Source organism: Micromonospora sp. bgisy143 (assembly GCF_057708145.1).
On record NZ_JBYIRN010000003.1, the window covers coordinates 412,088 to 430,940 of the forward strand.

Consider the following 18,853-nt stretch of genomic DNA (forward strand, 5'->3'; position numbering starts at 1 on the left):
CGGGGGTGCGCGGCCCGGGGTGGTTCACGGGGTGACGTCGGTGGCGTGCAGCCGCAGCATGGTCCACGACGCGGGCGCAAGGGTCAGCCGGACGCCGGCGTCGCCGGCCCGGACCGGCTCGGTGGGGCGTGGCTCGGCGTGGTCCGGGCCGTCGGCGGTGTTCTTGGCATCGAGGTCGTCGCCGCCCACGGTGACGCACTCGATGACCTCGCCCACCCGGGCGCCGGCGAGGTCGACGGTCACCTCGGCCGGGGTGTCGACGGACCGGTTGACGAGGAACACGGTCATCTCCCCGGTGCTGTCGTCCCAGGTGGAGACCGCGTCGACCGCGGCGACGACGCCGTAGCGGTCGGTGCTCGTGGTGCTGCCGTCGCGCAGCACGTCCAGCACGACGCCCCGGGCGTGCCGGGCCGTGCGGGCGAACGGGTGGAAGATGGTCTGCCGCCAGGCCGACCCGTCCGGCTCGGTCATGATCGGCGCGATGACGTTGACCAACTGGGCCTGGCACGCCGCGGTCACCCGGTCGCTGTGCCGCAGCAGGCTGATGAGCAGGCCACCGACGACGACGGCGTCGGCCACGCTGTAGTGGTCCTCCAGCAGTGGCGGCGCGACCGGCCAGTCCTCGCCACTGGGCGGCGTGGACGGCGCCGCCGACTGGTACCACACGTTCCACTCGTCGAACGCGATCATGATCTTCTTGGTCGACCGGCGGATCGCGCCGACCGAGTCGGCGATGGCGGTGACGGCGTCGATGTACCTGTCCATGTCCTCGGCCGAGGCGAGGAAGCTGGGCAGGTCGTCGTCGACCGGCTGGTAGTAGGCGTGCAGCGAGATCAGGTCGACGTCGTCGTACGCCTCGGTCAGCACGTCCCGCTCCCAGCTGCCGAAGGTCGGCATGCCGAGGTGGGACGAACCGCAGGCGACCAGTTCGAGGTCGGGATCGAAGCGGCGCATCGCCTTCGCGGTCTGCGCCGCGAGCCTCCCGTACTCGGTGGCGCTGCGCTGGCCCACCTGCCACGGGCCGTCCATCTCGTTGCCCAGGCACCACAGCCTGATCCCGTACGGGTCGGCGGCGCCGTTGGCGCGGCGCTGGTCGGCGAGGTGGCTCCCGGCGCGGTGGTTGGCGTACTCCAGCAGGTCGACGGCCTCGGCCGTGCCCCGGGTGCCGAGGTTGACCGCCATGATCGGGTCGACGCCGGCCTTGCCGACCCAGCGCATGAACTCGTCCAGCCCGAAGGCGTTGGTCTCCAGGCTGTGCCAGGCGAGGTCGAGTCGGGCCGGTCGTCGCTCGACCGGGCCCACGCCGTCCTCCCAGCGGTAGGAGGAGACGAAGTTGCCGCCCGGGTAGCGGACCGTGGTGACGCCCAGCTCACGGACGAGCGCGAGGACGTCGCGCCGGAAACCGTCCGGGTCGGCGCTCGGGTGGTCGGGCTGGTAGATCCCGCCGTAGACACAGCGGCCGAGGTGCTCGACGAACGAGCCGAAGAGCCGGCGCGGCACCGGTGCGACCCGTCGACGCGGATCCAGGAGCAGGCGTGCGGTGTTCACGACCGCCCTCCCCGCTGGCTCTGACGTGGCCGGACGGCCGAAGCGGCGCGGCGGGGGAGTGGGTCCGGCGCTACGTCGAGGTGGGTGTTCAGGGCGTGCTCCTCTCGGACGGGGCCTCCGACGTCGAGATCGGTGTTCGCGGCGCCGGGGACCCGGGGGTGGTGGGTCGGTGCGAGCTCTGGACATCGCCATGATCATGGATTACGTTCGCGATCGATGTAAACGTTACCGATCATGCTCCCCGGAGGGAACACCCCGTTTCGGAATGGCGCCTGACGGAGAGTGGCGCCCCGTTGTCAACGGGTGGAACCCGTGCGCGAAATGGCGCGGCTTGCGGTTCGGGAAGTCCGCCGTGCACGATCCCGGGTGGACCTTTCGGGGACCCTCGCGTCGGGATGAAAAGGTCTTGTGTTCGCAATCGGGGTCGGTTACGTTGGCAACATCCTGGAAACGTAACCGATAACGATTGCAGTCCAGAGAGAGTGGCATGATCGAAGCCAATGCGCCGGCGACAATGAGTGATGTCGCCCGGGCCGCCGGTGTCTCCACCGCCACCGTCTCCCGCGTCGTCAACGGCCACTACGGCGTCAGTGCCCGCACCATCGCCCAGGTCCGTACCGCCATCGAACAGCTCGGCTACGAGTCGAGCCTGGTGGCCTCGAGCCTGCGACGCAGCCGCACCAACGTCCTCGGCCTGGTGGCGCACAGCTTCCAGTCGTACACGGCGGAGGTGCTCAAGGGAGTCATGCAGGCGCTCAGCCGCTCCGGCTTCGACCTCATCATCTACGCCAACAGCGACCTCTACGGGTCCTACTCGGAGGGCTGGGAGCAGCGGCACCTGACCCGCCTGTCCGGCACCCTCACCGACGGGTGCATCGTGGTCACGCCCTGGGGCGAGATGCGCAGCCGGACGCCGGTCGTGGCCATCGACCCGGTACGCGGCGCGACCGAGCCCTCGGTCACGGCCGACAACCTCACCGGCGCCACCACCGCGGTCGAGCACCTGCTCGACCTGGGCCATCGCCGCATCGGCTTCATCGCCGGGCGCGACAGCCTCGCCTCGGCCTGGTCCCGGGAGGAGGGCTACCGGGCGGCGCTCACCGCCGCCGGCGTGCCCGTGGACCCGACGTTGATCGGCCGGGGGGACTTCAATCCCGAGTCGGCGGTGCCGTTGGCCCGTGCCCTGTTGCAGCGGGCGGACCGGCCGTCGGCGGTCTTCGCGGCGAGCGACGGGATGGCCCTCAAGGTGCTGGAGGTCGCCCGGGAGTTGGGCCTGCGCGTCCCGGCCGACCTGTCCGTCGTCGGCTTCGACAACATCCCGGAGGCCGCCTCGACCGAGCCCGGTCTGACCACTGTGGACCAGTCGATGTACCAGCTCGGGTACGAAGCCGCGCGGATGCTCAAGTCACTGGTGACCGGCGAGTGGGACGAGCCGCACCAGATAGTCCTGCCGACCAGCCTCGTGGTCCGCGAATCGACCGCGCCACCGGCGACCGACCGAAGGAGGTGAGCGCTACCGCACGGCGAGATCCACCGATGGGTTGAGCCGGTCAGCGGGTCGCATCCGCTACCGGCACAGGAAAGGAGTGGAGCGTGACAAGCGAACAGTATCACGGGCGCTTACGCCGCCTCAGCGTACGCCGGCTCTCGGCGGTGTTGGGCGCCGGAGTCATCGCCATGGCGGCGTCCCTGCTCGCGCCGCAACCGGCAGCGGCGGCGGACACGCCGTGGCTGGACGTCTCCCCGGACCGTTACGCCTCGTTCACCGTACCGGCCGCGTACGTCCAGGAGCACCTGGGCACCGTCTCGCAGGTCGTCGTCGAGGGCAACTTCGGCCCGTCCGCCAGCTGGGCGGAGTTCGGGCTGACCCGCCGTGGTGACGTGTGGTCCGGTGTGCTCGGCGCGCTGACGCCGGGGCTGTACCGCTACCAGGTGACCGCCGACGACACCAAGACCATCAAGGATCCGACGAACAGCACGAGCGTGGCGTCCGACCCGCTGCTGAGCACCTTCCTGGTCGCCGGGGAGTCGGCGCGCTGGCTGGCCGACGCGCCCGCCGGCACGGGCGGTACGGTCGGGACCCTGACCTACCGGGTCCGCGCCGAGCAGCGCTCGGCCCTGGTCTGGACGCCACCCGGGTACGCGGCCAAGAAGCCGAAGGGCTACCCCACGCTCTTTTTGGAGTCGGGTGACGGCGTGGCCGCCAGCGACTGGCTCGACCTCGGTCGCACGAAGCAGATCCTCGACAACCTCTCGGCGGCCGGCGCGATGCAGCCGATGGTCGTGGTCATCGCCGACAGCGCGGACGACCGTGAGCTGAACGACCTCCGCAAGGCGGTCGCCGACCACTACCGGGTCCTTCGCGATCCGGCGCACCAGGCCATCGCCGGCGTCGCCGACGACGCGGCGCGGGCGGTCCGGGCGGCGCTCGCCAAGCCCGGCCAGTTCGGCTACGTCGGCTGGTTCTCCGGCACCTCGGCGCCGACGATCGACCGCAGGGACGCCGCGGCGCTGCACCACCTCAAGCTGCTGCGGCTCTACACGGGGAACGTCACGGACCCGGCCTACAACACCACCTACCGGCTGACCAAGGCGTTGGACCGGGCCGGTGTCCGGTTCGAGTTCGACGGGGTCAACGCGGACGGCGGCGGGAACTGGACCACCTGGCAGGAGAACCTGGTCGACTTCGTGCCACGACTGTTCGGGCACGTGTCGGACCACGGACCGAGCCCGGGCCACGGGCGGTTCACGGGCGAGTTCACGCCGCCGCCGGCCGGCACCACCCCGACGCCCTTCGTCACCGAGGACGGGTTCGTCACCTTCGAGACCACCACGGACTTCGCGGACGCCCAGCACGTCACGGTGTGGGCCAACATCGCGCCGGGCGGCAGTTGGCTGCGCGTGCCGCTGACGCGCGACGGCGACCGGTGGCGGGCCACCGTGGGGCCGCTGAAGCCCTGGTTCTACTACTACCGGCTGATTGTCGACCGGGTGCCGTTCAAGGACGTCTCGAACCCGACGAGGGTGACCACGGAGCCGATGTGGAGCACCTTCCTCATCCCGGGCCCTGCGGCCCGACTGCTGACGGACGTGCCCGCCGGGCAGGGCGGCACGGTCGAGACCATGACCTACGCCAGCACGGTGGCCGGCCAGGACCGCACCGCGCTGGTGTGGACCCCACCCGGGTACGACCCGCAGCGGGCGCAGCCCTATCCCGTCCTCTACCTGCAACACGGCGGTGGGCAGAACTACACGGACTGGGTCGAGATGGGCCGGGCCAAGCAGATCCTCGACCACCAGTTCCTCGACGGCGACCTCACGCCCATGGTGGTCGTGATGGGCAACGGCAACTCGTCGAACTTCAACCGGGAACTGCTGGAGAACATCGTGCCGACGACCCGGTCCCGCTACCACGTCTCCAGCGACCCGTCCCAGCAGGCCCTCGCCGGACTGTCGATGGGCGGAGGGCAGGCGTTCGGTGTGCTGAAGGCATACCCGGGACAGTTCGCCTACGTCGCGGCGTTCTCGGCCGGCTTCGGCAGCGGCGCCGGCGTCGACGTCGCGGCGATCAACAACGGCACCAGGATGCTCCGGCTGTACGTCGGTGACCAGACCGACTTCGTGTACCCGAGCTTCATGGCGTCGCTGACCACGTTGGACACCCTCGGTATCCGCTACGAGTTCGACGGGGTCACCCCCGGGCCGCACGGCTGGGACGTGTGGCAGAAGAACCTCATCGACCTGGCGCCCCGTCTGTTCAAACGCTAGAAGCCTGCCCAGGCGACGCCACCGGGAGCGGGGTCCCAGCCGCCCCGGTGGCGCCCGCCGGCGCATGGATGTCTGTGCACCGCCACCTCCGAAGGGAACCATCTCAATGAAGAGAAGACGCATACTCGCCACGGTGGCCCTGCTCGCGGCCGGGAGCGGCCTGGTCGCCTGCTCCTCGGACGACGGCGGCAGCGACGCGAGCAACTGCACGAACACCATCACCAAGCAGAACGTGCCGGTCGTGACGATGTGGGGCTGGTACCCCAACACCCAACTCGTCGTCGACAACTTCAACAAGCTCCACGACGACGTGCAGGTCTGCTGGACCAACGTCGGTCAGGGCGGCGACGAGTACGACAAGTTCCAGACGGCCATCTCGGCGGGCACCGGCGCGCCCGACGTGATCATGGTTGAGGCGGACCGGATCCCGACCTTCCAGATCCAGGGCGCGCTCGTGGACATCAAGCAGTACGGCTACGACGCGGTGAAGGCCAACTACGGCGAGGGCGCCTGGAAGGACGTGTCGGTGGGCGACGCCGTCTACGGCGTCCCGGTCGACGGTGGCCCGATGGGCATGATCTACCGCAAGGACATCTTCGACAAGTACAAGATCACTCCACCGAAGACCTGGGCCGAGTACGAGCAGACCGCGCAGAAGGTGAAGGACGCCGGCGGTCCGCTCTTCGGGGATCTCGGCGCGAACGTTCCTGCGGTGCTGATGGCGCTCCAGATCCAGAAGGGCGCGTCGCCCTTCACCTACGACCCGGCGCAGCCCAAGTCGATCGGCGTGAAGCTCAACGACCAAGCGTCCAAGGACGTGCTGGACTACTGGGGCGGCCTGGCCAAGAAGGGCCTGGTGGGCACGCAGGACCAGTTCACCCCGGAGTACATCTCCGGCGTGATCAACGGCAACTACGCGACGTACATCTCGGCGGCGTGGGCGCCGGGCTACCTCACCGGCGCGGGCGTCGGTAAGGGCCAGGACACCGGCAAGTTCGCGGTCGCGCCCCTGCCGCAGTGGGATCCGGCCAACCCGGTGCAGGTGAACTGGGGTGGGTCGGCCTTCTCGGTGACCAAGCAGGCGAAGAAGCCGGAGCTGGCGGCGAAGGTCGCCTACGGGCTGTACGCCGACAAGGAGTCGCTCACCGACGGCTGGACCAACCAGATCATCTTCCCGCTGAACCTCACGGCGCTCAAGGATCCCGCGTTCGTCGACCTGAAGGTGGCGTTCTTCGGCGGCCAGCAGGCGAACAAGGAGGTCTACCTCCCCGCCGCCGAGGCGTACCAGGGGGTGTCCTACGCGCCCTTCGGCCAGTACTACCTGGACGCCATGACGAAGCAGGTCAGCGAGGTCATCAAGGGGTCCATCACCGGCTCGCAGGCGGCCGACAAGCTCCAGGAGGACGTCGCGAAGTACGCCAAGGAGCAGGGTTTCACCGTTTCGTGACCGCTCTGGGTGGGCCGTGCCGGCGCTGTCGGCCGGCCCACCCACGATCCCCGCGTCCCCGTCCCGGAGAGCACAGATGACAGTCCTGACCGAGCAGCGCACACCGCGTCCGCCGAGCGAGACGCGCAAGATCCGTGGCAAGGTGCACCTGCGCGAGCACCTGATGGGGTGGCTCTTCGTCGGGCCCTTCGCGCTCGTCTTCCTGGCGTTCCTCATCGCGCCGCTGGCGTACGCGCTGTACCTCAGTCTCTTTCAGAAGAAGCTGATCGGCGGCACCAGCTTCGTCCTCTTCGACAACTACGTGAAGGCGTTCACCGACCCGAGCTTCCTGTCCGGAGCCTGGTTCGTCATCCGCTTCTCGCTGGTCTCCATCCCGCTGCAGATCGTCCTGGCGCTCGTGATGGCCCTCATCCTGGACGCGGTGACCACGCTGTTCGCGCGCTTCTCCCGCCTCATGATCTTCCTTCCGTACGCGATCCCCACCGTCATCGGTGCGGTGATGTGGGGGTTCCTCTACAGCAAGGGCTTCGGCCCGCTCACCGACATCTTCGGACTGTTCGGTGCCACCGCGCCCGACTTCCTGGGCAGCGATCTGATCTTCTACGGCCTGCTCAACGTCGTCACCTGGCAGTGGGCCGGCTACTACATGATCATCCTGTACGCGGCGTTGCAGGGCATCGACCCGACGCTCTACGAGGCCGCACGGATGGACGGCGCCGGCCGGTGGCAGATCGCGACGCGTATCAAGATCCCGCTGATCGCGCCCGCGCTGATCCTGATCCTGGTCTTCTCGCTCATCGGCACCCTGCAGTTCTTCAACGAGCCGCAGATCCTGCGTTACCTCGCCGCGGGCACGATCGGGTCCGACTTCACCCCCAACATGTACGCGTACCAGCAGGCGTTCTCGCTCGCCAACTTCAACTACGGGTCGGCGATCTCGTTCGCGCTCGGCGGCATCGTCTTCATCTGCGTGTACGCCTTCCTGTTCTTCACCCGCAAGCGGAGGAGCTTCCTCTAGATGGCCGACCGCACCAGCGTCCGCGCCGGCGTCCGCCGGCCGCAGCGCTACCTCCCTCTGCAGATCCTCCTCGGCTTCCTGGTGATCTACTTCCTGGTGCCGTTCTGGTGGGTCGTCGTCAACAGCTCCAAGGACGCGCCGGGCCTGTTCGGGGGCGGCAACACGCTCTGGTTCACCGACCACGTCGACTACGTCGGCAACCTCCGGCAGCTCTTCACCTACGACGGCGGCATCTACCTGCGGTGGATCCTCAACTCCACGCTGTACGCGATCGCCGGCGGCGTCGGCGCCACGGTCCTGGCGGTGATGGCCGGCTACGGGTTCGCCAAGTACCGGTTCGCCGCGCGGCGCTTCAGCTTCGCCGTCGTGCTCGGCGCGCTGATGGTGCCGGCCACGGCCCTGGTTATCCCGACCTTCATCATGTTCTCCCGGCTCGGCCTGACGAACACGGTCTGGGCGGTGATCCTGCCGTCGCTGCTCAACCCGTTCGGCGTCTACCTGATGCACGTGTACGCCCGCGACGCGGTGCCGGACGAGCTGCTGGACGCCGCGCGGGTGGACGGCGCGGGGGAGGTGCGGACCTTCCTGCAGATCGCGCTTCCGCTGATGCGTCCCGCGGTGGTCACCGTGCTGCTCCTGTCGGCCGTGGCGTCCTGGAACAACTACTTCCTGCCCCTGGCCATGCTCTCCGACAACCGACTGTTCCCGGTGACCGTCGGTCTCGGCCTCTGGCAGGGGATCGCCTCGGCGAACAACTCGGGCGGCACGTCGCTGTGGAGCCTGATCATCCTGGGCTCGCTGGTGTCGGTGATCCCACTGGTCATCGCGTTCTTCAGCCTCCAACGACACTGGCGCGGCGGCCTGTCCGTCGGAGGACTTCGCTAGGTCGCGTCGCGCGATCTCAGAGGCATGACAGAGAGGTGTGCTGATGTCGACGACAGATCGACCGCTGCGCAGCGGGCAGTGGTTCGGCGCCGAGGGCCGCAACGGGTTCATCCACCGGTCCTGGATGCGCAACCAGGGATTCGCCGACGACGTCTTCGACGGTCGCCCGGTGATCGGCATCGCCACCACCTGGTCGGAGCTGACCCCCTGCAACGCCCACCTGCGCGACCTGGCCGAATCGGTCAAGCGCGGCGTGTGGGAGAGCGGCGGCCTGCCGCTGGAGTTCCCGGCGATGAGCCTGGGCGAGCCGCTCATGCGTCCCACCACCATGCTCTACCGCAACCTGCTCGCGATGGAGCTGGAGGAGTCCGTCCGCGCCAACCCCCTCGACGGGGTGGTCCTGCTCTCCGGCTGTGACAAGACCACACCGGGCCTGCTGATGGGGGCGGCGAGCGTCGACCTGCCGACGCTGATGCTGACCGGCGGCCCGATGCTCAACGGCAAGTTCCGGGGCCAGGACATCGGCTCGGGCACGGTCGTCTGGCGGTTCACCGAGGAGATGCGGGCCGGCCGGATGAGCGCCGCCGACTGCGCCGAGGCGGAGGTCGGCATGTCCCGCAGCCGGGGTCACTGCATGACCATGGGGACCGCCTCCACCATGGCCTGCGTGACCGAGGCGCTGGGCGTGCAGCTGCCGGGGGCCGCCGCCGTACCCGCCGTCGACTCCCGGCGGTACGCGCTCGCGCAGGCCGCCGGACGTCGGATCGTCGCCATGGTGAGTGAGGACCAGCGGTTGTCCTCGGTGCTCACCCGGGAGGCGTTCGAGAACGCCATCCGGGTCAACGCCGCGATCGGCGGCTCCACGAACGCCGTCGTGCACCTGCTCGCCATCGCCGGACGACTCGGCGTGCCCCTGTCACTCGACGACTTCGACACCCTCACCGCCGACGTCCCACTGCTGGTCAACCTGATGCCGTCCGGGGCGTACCTGATGGAGGACTTCGCCTACGCGGGCGGCCTCCCGGTGGTGATGAAGGAACTCGCGCCGCTGCTGCACACCGACCACGTCACGGTCAGCGGCCGGAGCGTGGCGGAGAACGTCGACGGCGCGCAGTGCTGGAACTCCGAGGTCATCGCCACCATGGCGGAGCCGTTCCAGGCCGCCGGCTCGGGCACCGTGGTGCTGCGCGGGTCGCTCGCCCCGTCCGGGGCGGTGCTCAAGGTCTCTGCCGCCTCCCCCCACCTGCTCACGCACACCGGTCCGGCGCTCGTCTTCGACCGGATCGAGGAGTACGTCGTCGCCGCCGACGACCCGGACCTCGACGTCACCCCGGACACGGTGATCGTCGTCCGCAACGCCGGCCCGCGCGGCTACCCCGGCTTCCCCGAGGTGGGCAACGTGCCCATGCCCCGCCGCTTGCTCACCGACGGCATCACGGACATGGTGCGGATCTCGGACGCCCGGATGAGCGGCACCGGCTATGGCACCTGTGTCCTGCACGTGGCGCCGGAGGCGTCCGTGGGCGGCCCGCTCGCGCTGGTGCGTACCGGCGACCTGGTCCACCTCGACGTCGCCACCCGCCGCCTCGACCTCCTGGTCGACGAGGCGGAACTCGCCGCGCGGCGGTCCGACTGGAAGCCGCCGCCGCCGGTCGCCGACCGGGGTTGGGTACGGCTGTACAGCGAGCACGTCCTGCAGGCCGACAGTGGGGCGGACCTCGACTTCCTGGTCGGTGGCGGTGGCAGCGCGGTGCCCCGCCACTCACACTGACGGCCGCGAACCCACGAGGAACCCACCCACGGAAGAACGGACGGTCCGCCAGTGCGAGTTCACGCGGATGAAGCGGTGGCGACCGCCCACCGGCCAGCGGTCATGGCGGACGTCGCCCGCCTGGCGGGCGTGTCACACCAGACGGTGTCCCGGGTCATCAACGGAGCGCCCGCGATCAGGCGCGAGACGCGGGAGCGGGTCCTCGAGGCCATCCGGCGGCTCGACTACCGCCCCAACACGGCCGCCCGGGCGCTGGTCCGGGGACGCTCCGGGATGATCGGCATCATCGGCACGGCCCGGACGCTGTTCGGTCCGACGAGTATCCATCGCAGCGTCGAGGACGCGGCCCGCGCCGCCGGCTACTTCGCCACCTCGGTCAGCCTGGAGGAGGTGACGGTACGGGCGCTCAGCGACGCCACCGAACACCTCATGCGGGTCGGCGTGGAGGGCGTCGTGATGATCGCCGGCAACGACGAGGCGCTCGAGGTGGTGCGGATGACCCGCTCCGGGGTGCCCTTCGTGGTGGTGGAGGGCGACCTGTCCAGGGCGAGCGTCACCGTCGGCGTCGACCAGGTGCTCGGCGCCCGGCTGGCGACCGAGCACCTGCTCGGCCTCGGGCACACCGAGATCGTGCACGTGTCCGGCCCGCTCAACTGGGCCGAGGCCCGCGCCCGCCGCGACGGCTGGCGGACCGCGATGCTGGCGGCCGGCGTACGCCCACCCGAGCCCGTCGAGGGTGACTGGATGGCGCACAGCGGCTACCTCGCCGGGCTGCGGATCTGCGAGATGCCCGGCACCACCGCGGTCTTCGCCGCCAACGACCAGATGGCCATCGGTGTGCTGCGCGCGCTGCACGAGCGCGGCCGGCGGGTGCCGCAGGACGTCTCGGTCATCGGGTTCGACGACGTGCCCGAGGCGGCGTACCTGATTCCGCCGTTGACCACGATCCAGCAGGACTTCGGCGCGGTGGGGCGACGGGCCATCACGGCGGTCACCCAGGCCATCGACGACACGGTGCCGCGTCCCCTGCCGTTGGTCGTACCCACGCTCGTGGTGCGGGCGAGCACGGCGGCGCCGACCGGTACGTGAGCCGCGGACGCCGCACGGCGGGGCGGGCCCGGCGTGACGCCGAGCCCGCCCGGTGCGGTCGCTAGAGCGCGGCGAGCCGGAACTGCTGGTTGGTCTGTCCGTGGCAGTCGTAGAGCTGGATCTGGGCGCCGTTGGCGGTGCTCCAGACGTCCAGGCAGCGTCCGGACTGGACTCCGCTGATGGTGCCGTTGGCGTTGATGTTCCACTGCTGGTTGGTCTGGCCGTGACAGCTGTAGATCTGCACGGCCGCCCCGTTGCCGGACCCGGCCGCGTCGAGGCACATGTTGCCGTACACCTGGAGTTGCTTGCCCGAGGTGTACGTCCAGGACTGGTTGACCTGCCGGTTGCAGTCGTAGAGGGTGACCCGCGTGCCGTTGGTGCGCGACGCGTTCGGTACGTCGACGCAGCGGCCCGACTGCGCGCCGATGATCTGGCTGGCCGAGCCGGGTGGCGTGCTGGGCGTGCTGGTGGGCGTCGGGGTCGGGCTGCTCGTCGGGGTGGTGGTCGGCGTCGGACTGGTCGGCGTCGACGGCAGCAGCGGGCAGGTGCTGCGGTAGGTCACCACACCGCTGTTGTCCAGCAGCGGGCAGAGGAACTGGCTGTACCGGGCGTCGTTGTCGATGAACATCTTGACGAACGGCAACATGGTCCGGACCATCACCGGGTTCGACCGTCCGACCATGAAGCCGTGATCCGCGCCGGCGACCTCCAGGTAGACGCTCTCGGTGGTGCTCGGGATGCTGTTGTAGAGACCGGTGGCGTAGGACGGGGTGACCACCGTGTCCGCCTGGCCGGCGAAGATCATGGTGGGTACCCGGTCGTTGGCCAGGTTCGACGACGGCGAGTACGGCGCGATACCGACGACCGCCTTCAGCGACGGACGCCGCATAGCGGCGCTCAGCGCCCCACCGCCGCCCATCGAGTGGCCGGCGACGGCCAACCGGTTCGGGTCGACACGGTCACGTACCGGGCTCTGCTGGGTCAGGTAGTCCAGCGCGGCGAGGAGTTGGGTGCCGCGCGCCGTGTCGAAGTCGTTGCGGCTGTTGGTCTCGATGCCGATCACGACGAAGCCGTGCGAGGCCAGCCACGGTCCCATCCAGGCCAGTTCGGCGGAGAACAACGCCGTGTAACCCGGTGAGATCGCGATGGCCCCGAAGGTGCCCTGGCTGGTGTCGGTCGGGTAGTAGATCCGGCCGCCGTTGAAGCCGTACCCGGTCGGGACGGCGACCGACGTGTTGGCGAACGGTCCGTTCACGGCGGTGACGCTGGTCCGGGTGGGGTCCGGGCCGCGCTGGTACGGGTTGTCGGCCGCTGACGCCGACCCGGTCGCCAGGGTGATGGTGAGCAGCCCGACCGCGGCGGCCATCCCGGCGGCGGCAACCGTGAGCAGTCGTCCCCGGATGCCGGACGACCTGCGGTCGACCGGGTTGTCCGCCGGGGGCGGTGGGTGGTCTGCGGGTCCTCGCACTGTCGGTACCTCCTGGGGGTGGTGGTGGAAAGACGAGGGGCGGGCGGGCTCGTCAGGTGCTGAGCCCACCCGCCCCGGAGGGTCCGAATCGTCAGCTGGACGAGAGCCGGAACTGCTGGTTGGTCTGTCCGTGGCAGTCGTAGAGCTGGATCTGGGCGCCGTTGGCGGTGCTCCAGACGTCCAGGCAGCGTCCGGACTGGACTCCGCTGATGGTGCCGTTGGCGTTGATGTTCCACTGCTGGTTGGTCTGGCTGTGGCAGCTGTAGATCTGCACGGCCGCGCCGTTGCCGCTGCCGGCCGCGTCGAGGCACATGTTGCCGTACACCTGGAGTTGCTTGCCTGAGGTGTAGGTCCAGGACTGGTTGGCCTGCCGGTTGCAGTCGTAGAGCTGTACCCGGGTGCCGTTGGTGGTCGAGGCGTTGGGTACGTCGACGCACCGGCCGGACTGCGCGCCGACGATCGCGCCGGCCGAGCCGGGTGGGGCGGTGGGCGTGGGCGAGACGGTAGGGGTCGGACCCGGAGTGGTGGGCGTGGGGCTGGTGCCGGGGCCCGCGCTGTTCAGCGCCTCCAGGGTGGCCGTGTACGCGGCCTTCTTGTTGCCGTTGCAGTCGAAGAGCAGCGGCGTGCCGCCGGAGCGCCACGAGTCGCAGTCCCGTACGCCCCACACGGTGAGGCCGTTGCAGCGCGCCACGGCGAGGCAGTCGTTGACCACGCTGCGGTAGGTGTTGGCCTGCGTCGTGCCCGAGCCCTCGATGTCCAGTTCGGTGATCTGCACGTCCACCCCGAGGGCGGCGAAGCTGGACAGCGTCGTGCGGTAGTTGCTGTTGTACGGCGAGTTGGCGTTGAAGTGCGACTGGAAGCCCACGCAGTCGATCGGCACCCCACGGGACTTGAAGTCGCGCACCATGTTGTACACGGCCTGGGTCTTGGCCCAGGTCCAGTTGTCGGTGTTGTAGTCGTTGTAGCAGAGCTTCGCGTCCGGGTCGGCCGAGTCGGCGGCGCGGAACGCGGCCTCGATCCAGTCGTTGCCGGTGCGCTGGAGGTTCGAGTTGCGACGGGCGCCGCTGTTACCGTCCTCGAACGCCTCGTTCACCACGTCCCAGGAGTAGATCTTGCCCTTGTAGTAGCCGGCCACCCGGTTGATGTGGTTCAGCATGGCGCTGCGCAGCGCGCTGCCCTCCATGCTCTGCATCCAGCCGGGCTGCTGCGAGTACCAGGCCAGGGTGTGACCGCGCACCTTCCAACCCCGGGAGAGGGCGTGATTGACGATCCGGTCCGCGTTGCCGAACGTGAAGTTGTTCTGCTGCGGCTCGGTCGCGTCGATCTTCATCTCGTTCTCGGGCGTGATCGCGTTGAACTCGCGGTTCAGGATCGTCGTGTACGCGCTGTCGCCGAGCTTGTTGGCGGCCACGGCGGCACCGAAGTACCGGCCGGACTGGGCCGCTGCCGCGCCGAGAGTCGTCTCGGCGGCCTGCGCCAGGTTGGGCAGCATCGATACGACCAGGGCTGCAATTATCGCGGCAGTTCCGGAAAGAGTGAACGCTCGTAGTCGGATACGCCCGGTGGGACGGGGCCGGGAAACCATGCTGATCCTCCGGTGGTGGGTGGGAGAACTCGGTCGCTCTTCGGATGGATGACCCGCTGGTGCTGGCCGCGGTCGCGATGCTGGGGTCGCTCGGGCGGGCCGACGGTCGCGTGCGTTGTCCGGGCGACTGTGGTCCGTCTGACCAGCGGCGGAAGGGTGGCGGTGGGGGCGGTGGTGGACGCGGTCGGATGGCTCGTGATGGGGCCTGGCGGATCGGGTGAGGCGCCTCCGGTGCGGGAAATGATCATGTTAACGATCACACTGATCGATGTCTCAGGCTCGCAGAAAATTCCGGCTTTATCAACCGGTAGTTTCAGGACTGTTGCGAGACAGCACGTCAGGGCGTGAGCCGCGTCAGACGCAAGATCGGATAACGTCCGGCCGTCGGCTCTTCCTGTTGCTCCGGAGTGTTCACGTGTACGCGCAGGCCGACACGTGAGTCGGTGCGGGCCGACGACTCCTGGCCGGCCCGCACCGATGGTCGGAGCACCTACGTACGGTCAGGGGGCCCAGGGGGCGGCGATGTTCCAGGTGCTGTCGGCCGCCCAGAGGGTGGGCGTGTTGTACGCGTCTCCGCCCGCGCCGTTGCTGAGCCAGACCTCCGAGTTGTGGTGCCGGAGATACTTTCCACGGAAGTTGTACGACTCCAGCGACACGCCGCTTCCGGTCAGCCCCACCCGGGCACACCAGGTGGCGTCGGCCCGCAGCAGCGCCGACCCGTCGTTCGGCGAGTTGCGGACCCGGGAGTTCTGGTGCCGCAGGTACTGGCCCGGATAGTTGACCGACTCGAAGGAGTAGCAGGCGCCGTCGGCCAGGCCGGGTCGGACGGTGTACGTCGCGTCGTTCTTGAGCAGCGCCGAACTGCCCGCGTCCACCACCTCGGTGTACGCCAGACTGTTCTGGTGGCGCAGGTACCGGTTGGTGTAGCCGGGGGTGGTCACCTGCAACGAGCGCCGGGTGTTGACCGGCAGGGCGACGGGCGCGGCGCTGCCGATCGTCCTGGACGCGGTGACGAGGGCGGAGTTGGCCGCGCGGACGCGGGCCTGGTCCATCTTGACGACCTGCCGGTCGTAGGTGAGGAAACCGTTCAGCTCTCCCTCCTGGTCGGCGATCTCCGTGTAGATCGAGGCGCTGAGACCCGCGCCGAGCATCAGGTTCTGCGCGCCCTGCGCCAGCCCCACGTACCGGTCGGTGAGCGCATCCGAGGTGGGCTGCCACTCGTAGGCGAAGAACTGCCCGTTCGGGCTGTACTCGTGGCCGGGTGCGCGCAGGCCGAGGCCGCCGAACTCGCCGAGTACCGCGATCCGACTGCTCGACGGCGAGGGTGAGTCCGGACCGAGGTAGACGTGCCAGTCGTCGATGTCGCCGTTGCCGGGGTTGCCGAGGGACTGGCAGCAGTTGTAGCCGCTGTGCGGGTTGACCAGCCGGGTGGGGTCCTGATTCTTGATGTTCAGCGCCACGCGGCGGGTGTCGGCCAGGGCGCGCTCACCCCAGCCCTCGTTGTAGGGCGTGTAGGCGACGACCGCGGGGGAGCTGCGGTGCTCGTCGACGATCTCGCGTGCCTCGGTCTCGAACTGCGCCTGTTGCGCGTCGGTGGGGTCGATGTTCTGCGCGGTGAGCGACGGGATGTCCTGCCAGACCAGCAGGCCGAGCCGGTCGGCGTGGTAGAACCAGCGCTGCGGTTCGACCTTGATGTGCTTGCGCACCATGTTGAAGCCCAGGTCCTTGTGCTTCTGCAGGTCGAAGGCGAGGGCCGCGTCGGTCGGTGCGGTGTACAGGCCGTCCGGCCAGAAGCCCTGGTCGAGGGTGCCCACCTGGAAGACGAACTGGCCGTTGAGCTTCGGTCGGAGCACCCCGTTGACCACGCCGGTGGTGATCTCCCGCATGCCGAAGTAGTGGGCGGTCTGGTCGACTGTCGCGCCGCTGGCGTTGCGGAGGCGAATTCGCAGGTTGTAGAGGAACGGATCGTCGGGTGACCAGCGGCGGGCGTTGGGCACCGGGACGCTGAAGTCGGTGAAGCCGCCGGTGGCGGAGCCGACGACGGTACTTCCGTTCAACGCCTCGGCGAGCACGCTGTGCCCGCTGACGTCGCCGCGGGTGAAGATCCGGACCCGCAGGGTGTTGGTGCCCAGGTTCGGGTAGACGTCCACGCTGCTGATCGACGCCGCTGGCACCGGCTCCAGCCACACCGTCTGCCAGATGCCCGAGCTGGGCGTGTAGAAGATCCCACCGGGCTGCTTGGTCTGCTTGCCGATCGGCGGCAGGCTGCCGTTCTGCCGGGTGTCGGTCGGGTCCCACACCTTCACCACGATCTCGTTGACACCGCCGTTGAGCTGCGGGGTCACGTCGAAGGTGAAGGCGTCGTAGCCGCCGGTGTGCGTGCCGACCCGCACGCCGTTGACCCAGACCGTGCTCTGCCAGTCCACGGCGCCGAAGTGCAGCAGGGTCCGCCGGCCCGACCAGTTCGGCGGGACGGTGACGGTGCGTCGGTAGAACAGGTAGTTGCGGTTGTCGTTGGCGGCCCGCTGGACGCCGGAGAGGGCGCTCTCCACGGGAAACGGCACATTGACCCGTTCGGGCAGGTCGGTGTTGAACTGTGGGGCGTCGTCGGTGGCGGACTGACGCAGCTGCCATTCCCCGTTCAGGGTGAGCCAGTCCGGACGGGTCATCTGTGGTCGCGGGTACTCCGGCAGGGGCGTCCCGGCCAGCGCCTGGCTGGTCCACGGGGTGGTCAGCGGCGGCGTCTTGGCCGGCGCGGCCCGCACCGGTCGGGCCGGTGCGGCGAACACGCCGACGACGAGGGTGAGGACGAGCAGTAGGGGCAGGGCGGGGCGGGCGGGGACCTGACGTGTCATGCCGTCTCCGAGGGGCGGGTCGCCGCGGGCCGTGCGTGCTGAGCCCGCAGCGCGCGGGCGGTGGACATCGGTTATAGAGCCACCCCGGACGCCCAGTCAATCGCTGATTGTCAATGCATCTCCTGTCCAGTGCTCCTCAACTGGCGTTGCCTACAACTCCAGGTGCATGGGTCATCACCGGCACGAAGGAGTTGTCATGGCCGACGTCACCGCACCGTCGTTCAGCGGCGTGCACCACGTCGCTTTCACCGTCCGGAACCTCGAGGCCAGCGTGGCCTGGTATCAGAAGGTCTTCCAGGCCACGCTCGCGGACGGCAGGCTCCCGCACTACGGGCGTGAGTGGACCGGGTACGCCGAGCTGGTCATCGACCAGCGCACCGGCTTCTCCATCGGTCTGCACCACAACGAGGGCAACCAGGGCGAGGAGTTCAACGAGGTCCGTACCGGCCTCGACCACTTCTCCCTCAACGTCGAGACGCGCGAAGGGCTTGAGGCGTGGTCCGCCTGGCTGGACAGCCTGGGCATCGCGCACTCCGGCATCCAGACGGCGACGGAACCGTTCCGCTACTCGACCGTCGTCTTCCGGGACATCGACAACATCCAGCTCGAGGTCGTCGCCTTCGGCGTCTGAGTCGCCCGAGCGTGGGTATGACCGCCGACGCGACGGACGGCGGTGCCGGCCTGCTGATTCAAGGAGTGGAACATGACAAAGGTCCTGATGGTGTTGACCTCGCACGACCAGCTCGGTGACACCGGCCGCAAGACCGGGTTCTGGCTGGAGGAGCTGGCCACGCCCTACTACCGGTTCCGGGACGCGGGATGGGAGGTGACGCTCGCCTCGCCCCAGGGCGGACGGCCGCCCCTGGACCCGAAGAGCGACGAGCCGGACTTCCAGACCGAGCAGACCCGCCGGTTCACGGCGGACGCCGAGGCCGAACGCCAGCTCGGGGCCACCGTACGGCTCGACTCGGTCTCCGTCGCGGACTACGACACCGTCTTCTACCCGGGCGGTCACGGACCCCTGTGGGACCTCGCCGAGGACGACACCTCGGCCCGGCTGATCGAGCAGGTGGTCGCGGCGGGCAAGCCGATCGCGCTGGTGTGCCACGCACCGGGGGTGTTGCGGCACTGTGTCACGCCCGACGGAGAGCCGCTGGTGGCCGGCAAGCGGGTCACCGGCTTCACCGACAGCGAGGAGGAGTACATGGGCCTGACGAAGGTCGTGCCCTTCCTCGTCGAGGACGAGTTGGTCGCGAAGGGCGCCGACTTCTCCAAGGCGGGCAACTTCGAGCCGTACGTGGTGAGTGACGGGCTGCTCGTCACGGGCCAGAACCCGGCGTCCTCCGGACCGGCGGCGGATCAGTTGATCTCGCTGGTGGGCCGCAGCGGCGGGTAGCAGCAGTGCTCTCCGTCCGGTGG

The 18,853-nt window shown here is 69.3% G+C and carries 13 protein-coding genes; 9 read left to right on the forward strand and 4 right to left on the reverse strand.

The genetic code is table 11. The features are described from left to right. Positions 1–24: 24 nt before the first annotated feature. Positions 25–1,548, reverse strand: coding sequence for an arabinosylfuranosidase ArfA (gene arfA / locus AC3EN4_RS07420; RefSeq protein WP_435205178.1), 1,524 nt, complete (start codon positions 1,546–1,548; stop codon positions 25–27). Between the two features lie 487 nt (positions 1,549–2,035). On the opposite strand from arfA, the gene AC3EN4_RS07425 reads away from it, so the two are divergent. The 7 genes from AC3EN4_RS07425 to AC3EN4_RS07455 all read left to right on the forward strand — a co-directional run bounded on the left by AC3EN4_RS07425 (position 2,036) and on the right by AC3EN4_RS07455 (position 11,526). After that, the gene (locus AC3EN4_RS07425; RefSeq protein WP_435205179.1) at positions 2,036–3,058 is read left to right on the forward strand and encodes a LacI family DNA-binding transcriptional regulator; all 1,023 of its coding nucleotides are present in this window, start codon (positions 2,036–2,038) and stop codon (positions 3,056–3,058) included. An 83-nt stretch (positions 3,059–3,141) separates the two neighbouring features. Further along, the gene (locus AC3EN4_RS07430) at positions 3,142–5,316 is read left to right on the forward strand and encodes an alpha/beta hydrolase (RefSeq protein WP_435205180.1); all 2,175 of its coding nucleotides are present in this window, start codon (positions 3,142–3,144) and stop codon (positions 5,314–5,316) included. A 106-nt stretch (positions 5,317–5,422) separates the two neighbouring features. Beyond that, positions 5,423–6,763, forward strand: a complete 1,341-nt coding sequence (locus AC3EN4_RS07435) for an ABC transporter substrate-binding protein (RefSeq protein ID WP_435205182.1) — start codon at positions 5,423–5,425, stop codon at positions 6,761–6,763. Between the two features lie 76 nt (positions 6,764–6,839). Continuing rightward, entirely contained in the window at positions 6,840–7,781 is a 942-nt protein-coding gene (locus tag AC3EN4_RS07440; protein WP_435205183.1) for a carbohydrate ABC transporter permease, read from the forward strand. After that, complete coding sequence (locus tag AC3EN4_RS07445; RefSeq protein ID WP_422735517.1) at positions 7,782–8,666, forward strand: carbohydrate ABC transporter permease; 885 nt, start codon at positions 7,782–7,784, stop codon at positions 8,664–8,666. It begins immediately after the preceding gene. A gap of 43 nt (positions 8,667–8,709) precedes the next feature. After that, on the forward strand, positions 8,710–10,437 hold the full coding sequence (locus AC3EN4_RS07450; RefSeq protein ID WP_435205184.1) for an IlvD/Edd family dehydratase: 1,728 nt from the start codon (positions 8,710–8,712) through the stop codon (positions 10,435–10,437). Between the two features lie 102 nt (positions 10,438–10,539). Next, complete coding sequence (locus AC3EN4_RS07455; RefSeq protein WP_435205185.1) at positions 10,540–11,526, forward strand: LacI family DNA-binding transcriptional regulator; 987 nt, start codon at positions 10,540–10,542, stop codon at positions 11,524–11,526. A 61-nt stretch (positions 11,527–11,587) separates the two neighbouring features. On the opposite strand, the gene AC3EN4_RS07460 is transcribed toward AC3EN4_RS07455, so the two are convergent. The 3 genes from AC3EN4_RS07460 to AC3EN4_RS07470 form a co-directional block, all read right to left on the reverse strand. Then, positions 11,588–12,994, reverse strand: a complete 1,407-nt coding sequence (locus tag AC3EN4_RS07460) for a poly(ethylene terephthalate) hydrolase family protein (protein ID WP_435205186.1) — start codon at positions 12,992–12,994, stop codon at positions 11,588–11,590. Between the two features lie 91 nt (positions 12,995–13,085). Beyond that, on the reverse strand, positions 13,086–14,579 hold the full coding sequence (locus AC3EN4_RS07465) for an endo-1,4-beta-xylanase (RefSeq protein ID WP_435205187.1): 1,494 nt from the start codon (positions 14,577–14,579) through the stop codon (positions 13,086–13,088). 500 nt (positions 14,580–15,079) lie between these two features. Then, positions 15,080–17,434: an AbfB domain-containing protein gene (locus AC3EN4_RS07470; protein WP_435205188.1), complete on the reverse strand. Its 2,355-nt coding sequence runs from the start codon at positions 17,432–17,434 to the stop codon at positions 15,080–15,082. Between the two features lie 196 nt (positions 17,435–17,630). On the opposite strand from AC3EN4_RS07470, the gene AC3EN4_RS07475 reads away from it, so the two are divergent. Both AC3EN4_RS07475 and AC3EN4_RS07480 read left to right on the forward strand, forming a co-directional pair. Then, positions 17,631–18,065: a VOC family protein gene (locus AC3EN4_RS07475; protein WP_435205189.1), complete on the forward strand. Its 435-nt coding sequence runs from the start codon at positions 17,631–17,633 to the stop codon at positions 18,063–18,065. 72 nt (positions 18,066–18,137) lie between these two features. Next, on the forward strand, positions 18,138–18,830 hold the full coding sequence (locus AC3EN4_RS07480) for a type 1 glutamine amidotransferase domain-containing protein (RefSeq protein WP_435205190.1): 693 nt from the start codon (positions 18,138–18,140) through the stop codon (positions 18,828–18,830). The last annotated feature ends 23 nt before the right edge of the window (positions 18,831–18,853 follow it).

Excerpts from the sequence above, each read along its gene's own strand:
- AC3EN4_RS07450 (WP_435205184.1), top strand. The coding sequence starts at position 8,710 with ATGTCGACGACAGATCGACCGCTGCGCAGCGGGCAGTGGTTCGGCGCC.
- AC3EN4_RS07445 (WP_422735517.1), top strand. The coding sequence starts at position 7,782 with ATGGCCGACCGCACCAGCGTCCGCGCCGGCGTCCGCCGGCCGCAGCGC.
- AC3EN4_RS07475 (WP_435205189.1), top strand. The coding sequence starts at position 17,631 with ATGGCCGACGTCACCGCACCGTCGTTCAGCGGCGTGCACCACGTCGCT.
- AC3EN4_RS07440 (WP_435205183.1), top strand. The coding sequence starts at position 6,840 with ATGACAGTCCTGACCGAGCAGCGCACACCGCGTCCGCCGAGCGAGACG.
- AC3EN4_RS07470 (WP_435205188.1), bottom strand. The coding sequence starts at position 17,434 with ATGACACGTCAGGTCCCCGCCCGCCCCGCCCTGCCCCTACTGCTCGTC.
- AC3EN4_RS07480 (WP_435205190.1), top strand. The coding sequence starts at position 18,138 with ATGACAAAGGTCCTGATGGTGTTGACCTCGCACGACCAGCTCGGTGAC.
- AC3EN4_RS07455 (WP_435205185.1), top strand. The coding sequence starts at position 10,540 with ATGGCGGACGTCGCCCGCCTGGCGGGCGTGTCACACCAGACGGTGTCC.
- AC3EN4_RS07465 (WP_435205187.1), bottom strand. The coding sequence starts at position 14,579 with ATGGTTTCCCGGCCCCGTCCCACCGGGCGTATCCGACTACGAGCGTTC.
- AC3EN4_RS07425 (WP_435205179.1), top strand. The coding sequence starts at position 2,036 with ATGATCGAAGCCAATGCGCCGGCGACAATGAGTGATGTCGCCCGGGCC.
- AC3EN4_RS07435 (WP_435205182.1), top strand. The coding sequence starts at position 5,423 with ATGAAGAGAAGACGCATACTCGCCACGGTGGCCCTGCTCGCGGCCGGG.